Raw genomic sequence first — 6,848 nt, 5'->3', positions numbered from 1 at the left:
TCATCCGGCGGACTCGCGGCTGGCGCCCGGATGTGGTCCACATCCAGTACCCCACCCACGGCTTCTTCGACAAGCGCCTGCCCTTGCTGCTGCCGCTCGGGCAACTGCTGCCGCTGGTGCTGCGGCTGGCCGGCCTCCGGGTGGTGGCCACCCTGCACGAGCCCCCGCCGCGCGGCATCACGCTGCTGCACTTCCTGATGCCGCTGCTCGGCGCCAGCGGGCTGATCTTCGTGCGCCCGCAGTTCCTCGATAACTTCGGCACGCGGCTACGCCGCCTGCTCGAGCGGCTGCCCCTGGTCACGATCCCCAATGCGGCCAACCTGCCGGTCAGCGGGCTGAGCGGCGAACAGAGCAAGGCCCTGCGCGCCCGCCTGCTGCAGGGCCAATCCCGGCTGGTGGTGTTCTTCGGCTTCATGGCCCGGCACAAGGGTGTGGAGCGGCTGTTCGAAATCGCCGATCCCGACACCGACCGGCTGGTGATCGCCGGCGGCAGCAATGACGACGCCTACCACCGCGAGCTGCAGGCCCTGGCCGATGGGCCCCGATGGCACGGCAAGGTGAGCTTCACCGGCTTCGCCCCGCCTGCCGAGGCGGCAGACCTGCTCGCTGCGGCCGATGCGGTGGTGCTGCCCTTCCTCTCGGGCGGAGGGAGCTGGAACACCTCGATCCACAGCGCCCTCGCGCAGGGCAGCTTCGTGCTGACCACCGGCCAGCCGGCCAGCGGCGACGACCCGGTGCGCAACCTCTACACGGCGCCACCAGCTGGCTTGGCCGAGATGCGCGAGGCGCTGCGCCATCATGCCGGGCGGCGAGTGGCGCCGGCCCAGGGACAATCGCCCTGGAAGGCGATTGCCCAAGCCCATCTCGCGCACTACGCCCGCTGTCTGGGCCGGCCGGTCTGACGCCATGAGCGGCACCATCCGTCTGTCGTTCTGCATCCCGGTCTACAACTTCGGGGCGTTCATCACCCAGACCCTCGACTCGATCGCGCCGAGCCTGGACAGCCACGCCGACATGGAAGCGGTGGTGCTCGACGGTGGCTCCACCGACGACACCCCCGCCATCATGGCCGCGTACTGCGCGCGCCATCCACGGGTGCGCTATGTCCGTCAGGACCAGCGTGGCGGCATCGATGCCGACATGGCACGCAGCGTGGCGCTGGCCTGCGGCGAGTACTGCTGGCTGCTCAGCGGCGACGACCTCGTGCGGCCAGGCGCGATCGACGAACTGCGCGTCCTGCTCGACGAAGGCCACGATGTCTATCTCAGCGAGCACACCCAGTGCGACATCGCGATGCGCCACCTCGGCGACCATCCGGTCTTCCGGCGCCGCGACGGATTCAGCGCCAATCTCGGCGACCCGGTCGAACGGCTCGCCTACCTGGCCGACGCGCGCAACAGCGAGGCGCTCTTCAGTTTCATGAGCGGCCTGATCGTGCGCCGGCACAAGTGGCTGTCGGCCCCCGAGCCGGTGGACTTCATGCGCAGCTGCTGGGGCCATGTGGCGCGACTGCTCGCCAGCGCCGACCCCGACCTCCGGGTGCGGGTGGTGGGCCGGCAATGGATCGACCGCCGCGGCGACAACGACTCGTTCCGTGCCCACGGCATGGTTCGCCGGCTGGCCATCGCGGTCGATGGCTACCAGCAGATCGCCACGCGCTTCTATGGCGCAGCCTCGGCCGAGGCCGCCGAAATTCGCCGCCTGATCCGGGCTGATCTCGGTGTGCGGCTGTTCCTGCAGGTGCGGGTGATGTGCGCGCACGATCCGGCGCGCGAAGACCGCGCGCAACTGGATCGGCTGGTGCGCGCGCTGTACGCCGACCCAAGACTCGACTGCCTGATCGCACGCCTGCTCTACTTTCTCAAGGTGCCTGATGCGCTGATCGAGCAAGCGGCGATCGTCGTGCGCTTCCTGAGGCGCATCGTCCATCGCCTGCGCGGTCGCCCCGAGTCGACGGCAGCAGCGGGCGCGGCCCGCACGGATCGCACCCCGTGAGCGCGGCCAACCCGGCCGACACCCCCGTGCCCGACTGCAGGCTCTCGATCTGCATCACCACCCGCAACCGGCGGGCGGAGCTGGCGCAGACGCTGGCCAGCCTGCTCGCGCAGATGCCGGCCCAGGGCGTGGAAGTGGTGGTGGTCGACGGCCAGTCCGATGACGACACCCCGCAGACGATGCGCGCCCTGGCCGACCGGGACGCGCGGGTGCGATTCTTTCGCGAGACCGTGAACGGCGGCATCGACCGGGACTACGACAAGGCAGTGATGTACGCGCGCGGCCGTCACTGCTGGCTGATGTCCGACGACGATCTCTTCTTGCCCGGGGCGGTCGCTCGGGTGCTGTCGGCGCTGGCCGACGATCCCTGTCTGGTGGTGGTCGACGCCGAGGTCCGCAACGCGCATCTGACGCGCGTGGTGCAGACGAGCCGGCTCGGGCTGAGCGCCGACACCGTGTTCGGTCCGACCGAGCACGAGGCGCTGTTCCTGGCCGCCGCCGATCATCTCTCGTTCATCGGCGGCACGGTGATCCGGCGCAGCCTCTGGATGGCGCGCGAGCGCGAGGCCTACATGGGCAGCTTCTTCATCCATGTCGGGGTGATCTTCCAGGCGCCGCTGCCGGGCAAGGCGGTGCTGCTCGCCGGGCCGCTGATCGCGATCCGTTACGGTGCGGCAAGCTGGTCGCCGCGCAGCTTCGAGATCTTCGGCGTGCGCTGGCCGGCGCTGCTCTGGTCGTTCAGCGGGCTGTCGCCGGCGGCGCGGGCCCGGGTGGTGGCCCGCGAGCCCTGCCAGTCGCTGCGCCAGCTGCTCGCGCTGCGCTCGACCGGCGCCTACACCCTGGCCGCATACCGGCGCTGGCTGGCCGATGCGTCCGCGCCCGCCTGGCGCAAGGCGCTGCAGTTCGCCATTGCGCTCACGCCAGGCGTGCTGCTCAACCCGCCGGCCATCGTCTGCCTGCTGCTGCTCTCGCGGCACCCGCAGCTGCACCTGATCGATCACCTGAACAGCCGCTACTGCCTGCTGCGCGGCCCATGGCGCTGGTACGAGGCCGCGCGGGCGCGCCAGCTCAGCCCGCCCCCATCGCGCTGATCAGGCTGGCCATGCGGTGGCGGTAGGTGTGCTCGGCGAGCGCGCGCCGCAGCGCGGCCTGACCGGCCCGAGCGCGGCCCGCCGGATCGGCAAGGGCATCGGTCACCGCCTGCGCGAAGTCGTCGGGCCCCGACACCGCGGCGAGCTCGGCGCCCGGGCTGAAGAGCGAGGCGATCTCGCGCTTGTCGTCCACCACCTGGAAAGCGCCGCAGGCCGCGGCTTCGAAGAGCCGCGGGTTCACGCCATGATCGAAGCGGCCGCACCAGGAGTGCAGGTTGAGCACGACCTGCGCCGACGAGAACATCGCGGCCATCTCGTCAGGGGTGAAGAAGCCGTCGCGCAGCAGCGGGCGCAAGGGCGAGTCGGGCGCGAGCTTGCGGCCCCAGGGTCCGAACACCCGCACCTCGAAACGACGGGCGAGCGCGGTCACCACCTGCTCACGCAGCGGGCTCCAGTCGCCGGCAAAGCACAACTCGCAGGCGTCGGCGGCCACCGGCGGCACCGGCCGATGCACCGAGGGCTCGCAGGCCGTGGGCAGGAAGGCGCTGGCGGCCACGCCGCGCTCGCGATACCACTGGGCGCACACCGCCGAATTGCTGAACACCCAGTCGTAGTGCGGCGCGCGCTGCAGCGAGCGCTCGAACTGGAAAGGATCGTTGATCCACCAGCAGGCGCTGGGCACGCCCGCGGCGCGCACCGCCGCCAGCGTGCGCGGCGACACGCCGAAGCCGAATACCGAGAGAAAGAGGTCGGGACGGAACTCACGCAGCAGCGCGCGCAACCGGCGGTTGACGAAGGGGCGCTCCTCCAGCCGCAGGCCCAGGCCGCGCTCCAGCGCGCGGGCAAGTTTGTCCAGCGGCTGCAGGGAATCGTCGAACACCGCCACACGGTGGCCGAGTTCCTCGAGGGCGCGCGCCGAAAAAACGCCCATTGGCACCGTGCGCAGCTTGCCGGGGATGACCAGCAGGATGTTCATGCGGGAGAAGGCCGGGCTCAGGCCGGCCGGCGGGTGCGCCGCGCAGGCGCGGGCGCGATCGGCCGCAGCCAGCCGATGAAGGCCCGCTCGTAGCGCCGCAGCAGCCGGCCGCGGCGGTAGGCCACGCGGGTGGTGTTCACCGGAAACAGGTCGGGGGCGGCCGCGCGCACACGCCTGAGCTCAGCCTCGCCACCGACCGGCATGGCCATCTCGGTGACGATGCCCACGCCCAGGCCGAGCGCGGTGTAGGCCTTGATCACATCGGCATCGGCGGCCTCGAGCACGATCTCGGGCGTCAGGCCGGCGGCGGCGAAGGCCGCATCGATGCCGCCGCGGCCGGCGAACTGCGCGTCATAGGTGATCAGCGGGTGGCGGGCGAGCTCGGGCAGGCCCAGACGCCGCGCGCGATGCAGCGGATGACCTACCGGCGCGATCACGCAGTGGTGCCAGGTGAAGAGCGGCTCGCTCTCGAGCTCCTCGACGCGGCCGAGCAGTTCGGTGGCCAGACCGAGGTCGGCGTCACCCGCGCGCAACATGGCCACGATCTGCGCCGGCGTGCCCTGCCGCAGCTGCAGGCGCACGCCGGGATAGGCCTCGCGCAGCCGCACCACCGCCGGCGGCAGCACATAACGGGCCTGGGTGTGGGTGGCGGCCAGCCGCAGCACGCCGGCATCCACGCCGAGCAGCTCGCGGCCCACCGCGCGCAGGTTGTCGGCCTCAGTGAGCAGGCGCTCGGCGATCGCCAGCACCTCGCGGCCTTCGTCGGTGATGGCGGTGAGCCGCTTGCCCTGGCGTACGAAGACCTGCACGCCGAGCTCGTCCTCGAGCTCGCGGATGGCCTTGGACAGGCCGGGCTGCGAGGTGTGCAGCACCCGCGCGGCCTGGGTGAGGTTCAGGCCACGGCGGGCCGCCTCACGCAGGTAGCGGATCTGCTGCAGGTTCATGCCGGTTCCGGATCAGGGCGCAACCGGCGCGTCGCCGAGCAGCTCGCGCTCGAGCACATGCAGCGCCGGCAGACCGCCGGTGTGCAGGAAGAGCACATTCTCGTCAGGCCGGAAGGCGCCGCGCCGCACCTGGTCGATGAGGCCGGCCATGGCCTTGCCGGTGTAGACCGGGTCCAGCAGGATGGCCTCGGTGCGGGCAAGCAGCTGCACCGCCTCGACCATGCGCGCATTGGGCACCGAGTACTTGGGGCGCCAGTAGTCGCCCAGGCTGCGCACCGCCTCGGGCGGCACGGTGAGGCCCAGACCGAGCAGATCGCAGATCGCCTGCGCCTCGCGGAGCACCAGCGGGTCCTGGTCGGCCGGGTCACGGCTCACGCCGATGCCCAGGATGGGGATGTCGATGCGGTTGCCCAGGAAGCCGGCCACCAGGCCGCCGTGGGTGCCCGAGCTGCCGGAGCAGACCACCAGCCGGTCGATGCGCAGGCCGCGCTCGAAGAGCTGCTGCTGCAGCTCCTGTGCGCAGGCCACATAGCCCAGACCGCCCAGGGCATTGGAGCCGCCACCCGGGATGACATAAGGGCGGCGGCCTGCCGCACGCAGGGCCTCGGCCTCGCTGGCCATGGCCGCGGCCATGTTGGTGCCCGCAGGCACCACGGTGAGCGCCTCAAGGCCCATCAGGCGGAACAGAAAGTTGTTGCCGCTGGCATCGAGCCGGTAGCTGCCCGGCACGCGCTCCTCGATGATGAAGCGGCACTTCAGGCCCTCGCGCACCGCCGCGGCCAGGGTGATGCGGCAGTGATTGGACTGCGGCGCGCCGCAGGTGATGAGGGTGTCGGCGCCCTGCGCGAGCGCGTCGGCCATCAGGAACTCGAGCTTGCGGGTCTTGTTGCCGCCCGGGGTCAGGCCGAGCATGTCGTCGCGCTTGATCCAGATGCGCGGCCCGCCCAGCGCTCGGGTGAAGTTCGGCAGGAACTCCAGCGGCGTGGGGCCTTCGGTGTAGCGGCGGCGGGGGAAACGGGTGAGATCCATGTCGGCTCCGGAGTGACGCGGCGCAGCCCTCGCAAGCGCCGGCGCGGACCGCCCGTGCGGTCTGGGGACTGCAGCCCGGGCAGGGCGGGGCAACGGAAGGGCAAGGCCGACATCCTACCGCCCGGCGCCAACGGCCGGATGCGATCATGCGGGCTGACGAACCGGCGGCGCGGCCCGGGCAGGCCGCCCTCGCAACCAACCCTCCAGGAGACCGACCATGACCCAGCACATCGAAGACCGCCTCGCCGCCCTCGGCCTGCAACTGCCGCCCGTGCCCAAGCCGATCGGCAACTATGTGGCCGGCGTGGCCGTGGGCAATCTGCTGTTCATGTCCGGCATCGGCCCACGCCGACCCGAGGGCGGCGTGGTCGCCGGCCGCCTGGGCGAGTCGATGGACATCGAGCAGGGCTATCAGGCGGCGCAGCTGGTGGCGCTGAACATGCTCGCGAACATCCGCTCGGTGATCGGCTCGCTCGACCGCATCGAGCGGGTGGTGAAGGTGCTGGGCATGGTCAACTGCACCCCCACCTTCAACGACATGCCCAAGGTGATCAACGGCTTCTCCGACCTGTTCGTGCAGCTGCTCGGCGAGGAGCGCGGCCGCGGCGCGCGCGCGGCCGTGGGCATGGCCTCGCTGCCCAACCAGATCGCGGTCGAGGTCGAGATGGTGCTGCAGATCAGCGCCTGATGGTCATATCGAAAGCCATTCCTCATAACCGCAGGTTTGGTTTTCATAGCGAACATGTCGTTGGTGGGGGCGCGGGCCGCGCGATAAGGTCGCGGCCCCTGGGCGCCTGCAAGGCCGCCGGCATC

At 71.2% G+C, this 6,848-nt stretch carries 7 protein-coding genes; 4 read left to right on the top strand and 3 right to left on the bottom strand.

Going from position 1 to position 6,848, the window contains the following annotated elements; all coding sequences use genetic code 11:
* From AC2H6A_RS05530 to AC2H6A_RS05520, 3 genes are all read left to right on the top strand, one after another.
* Positions 1 to 902, top strand: a 902-nt coding sequence (locus tag AC2H6A_RS05530; RefSeq protein ID WP_484272146.1) for a glycosyltransferase, incomplete at its 5' end; no start/stop codon positions are given.
* A gap of 4 nt (positions 903 to 906) precedes the next feature.
* Positions 907 to 1,995 (top strand): glycosyltransferase family 2 protein, encoded by a 1,089-nt coding sequence (locus tag AC2H6A_RS05525; protein ID WP_484272145.1) that lies wholly within the window; start codon positions 907 to 909, stop codon positions 1,993 to 1,995.
* Positions 1,992 to 3,086 (top strand): glycosyltransferase family 2 protein, encoded by a 1,095-nt coding sequence (locus AC2H6A_RS05520; protein WP_484272144.1) that lies wholly within the window; start codon positions 1,992 to 1,994, stop codon positions 3,084 to 3,086. Before AC2H6A_RS05525 ends, AC2H6A_RS05520 begins: the two co-directional genes overlap by 4 nt.
* Here AC2H6A_RS05520 and AC2H6A_RS05515 read toward each other — a convergent pair.
* The 3 genes from AC2H6A_RS05515 to cuyA are packed head-to-tail and all read right to left on the bottom strand — an operon-like array spanning position 3,064 to position 6,035.
* On the bottom strand, positions 3,064 to 4,062 hold the full coding sequence (locus tag AC2H6A_RS05515) for a CgeB family protein (RefSeq protein WP_484272143.1): 999 nt from the start codon (positions 4,060 to 4,062) through the stop codon (positions 3,064 to 3,066). The genes AC2H6A_RS05520 and AC2H6A_RS05515 overlap by 23 nt on opposite strands.
* Before the next feature lie 17 nt (positions 4,063 to 4,079).
* Positions 4,080 to 5,006, bottom strand: a complete 927-nt coding sequence (locus AC2H6A_RS05510; protein ID WP_484272142.1) for a LysR substrate-binding domain-containing protein — start codon at positions 5,004 to 5,006, stop codon at positions 4,080 to 4,082.
* 12 nt (positions 5,007 to 5,018) lie between these two features.
* On the bottom strand, positions 5,019 to 6,035 hold the full coding sequence (gene cuyA, locus AC2H6A_RS05505) for a D-cysteate sulfo-lyase (RefSeq protein ID WP_484272141.1): 1,017 nt from the start codon (positions 6,033 to 6,035) through the stop codon (positions 5,019 to 5,021).
* 217 nt (positions 6,036 to 6,252) lie between these two features.
* Here cuyA and AC2H6A_RS05500 point away from each other — a divergent pair, with 217 nt between their 5' ends.
* The gene (locus AC2H6A_RS05500; protein WP_484272140.1) at positions 6,253 to 6,723 is read left to right on the top strand and encodes a RidA family protein; all 471 of its coding nucleotides are present in this window, start codon (positions 6,253 to 6,255) and stop codon (positions 6,721 to 6,723) included.
* Positions 6,724 to 6,848: the final 125 nt, after the last annotated feature.

The sequence above is a fragment of the Quisquiliibacterium sp. genome (genome assembly GCF_982640115.1).
The sequence above is the reverse complement of the archived record's forward strand: the minus strand, read 5'-3'. Positions and strand labels throughout refer to the sequence as shown.

Coding starts and splice junctions, on each gene's coding strand:
- AC2H6A_RS05525 (WP_484272145.1), top strand. CDS start 907: ATGAGCGGCACCATCCGTCTGTCGTTCTGCATCCCGGTCTACAACTTC.
- AC2H6A_RS05515 (WP_484272143.1), bottom strand. CDS start 4,062: ATGAACATCCTGCTGGTCATCCCCGGCAAGCTGCGCACGGTGCCAATG.
- AC2H6A_RS05510 (WP_484272142.1), bottom strand. CDS start 5,006: ATGAACCTGCAGCAGATCCGCTACCTGCGTGAGGCGGCCCGCCGTGGC.
- cuyA (WP_484272141.1), bottom strand. CDS start 6,035: ATGGATCTCACCCGTTTCCCCCGCCGCCGCTACACCGAAGGCCCCACG.
- AC2H6A_RS05500 (WP_484272140.1), top strand. CDS start 6,253: ATGACCCAGCACATCGAAGACCGCCTCGCCGCCCTCGGCCTGCAACTG.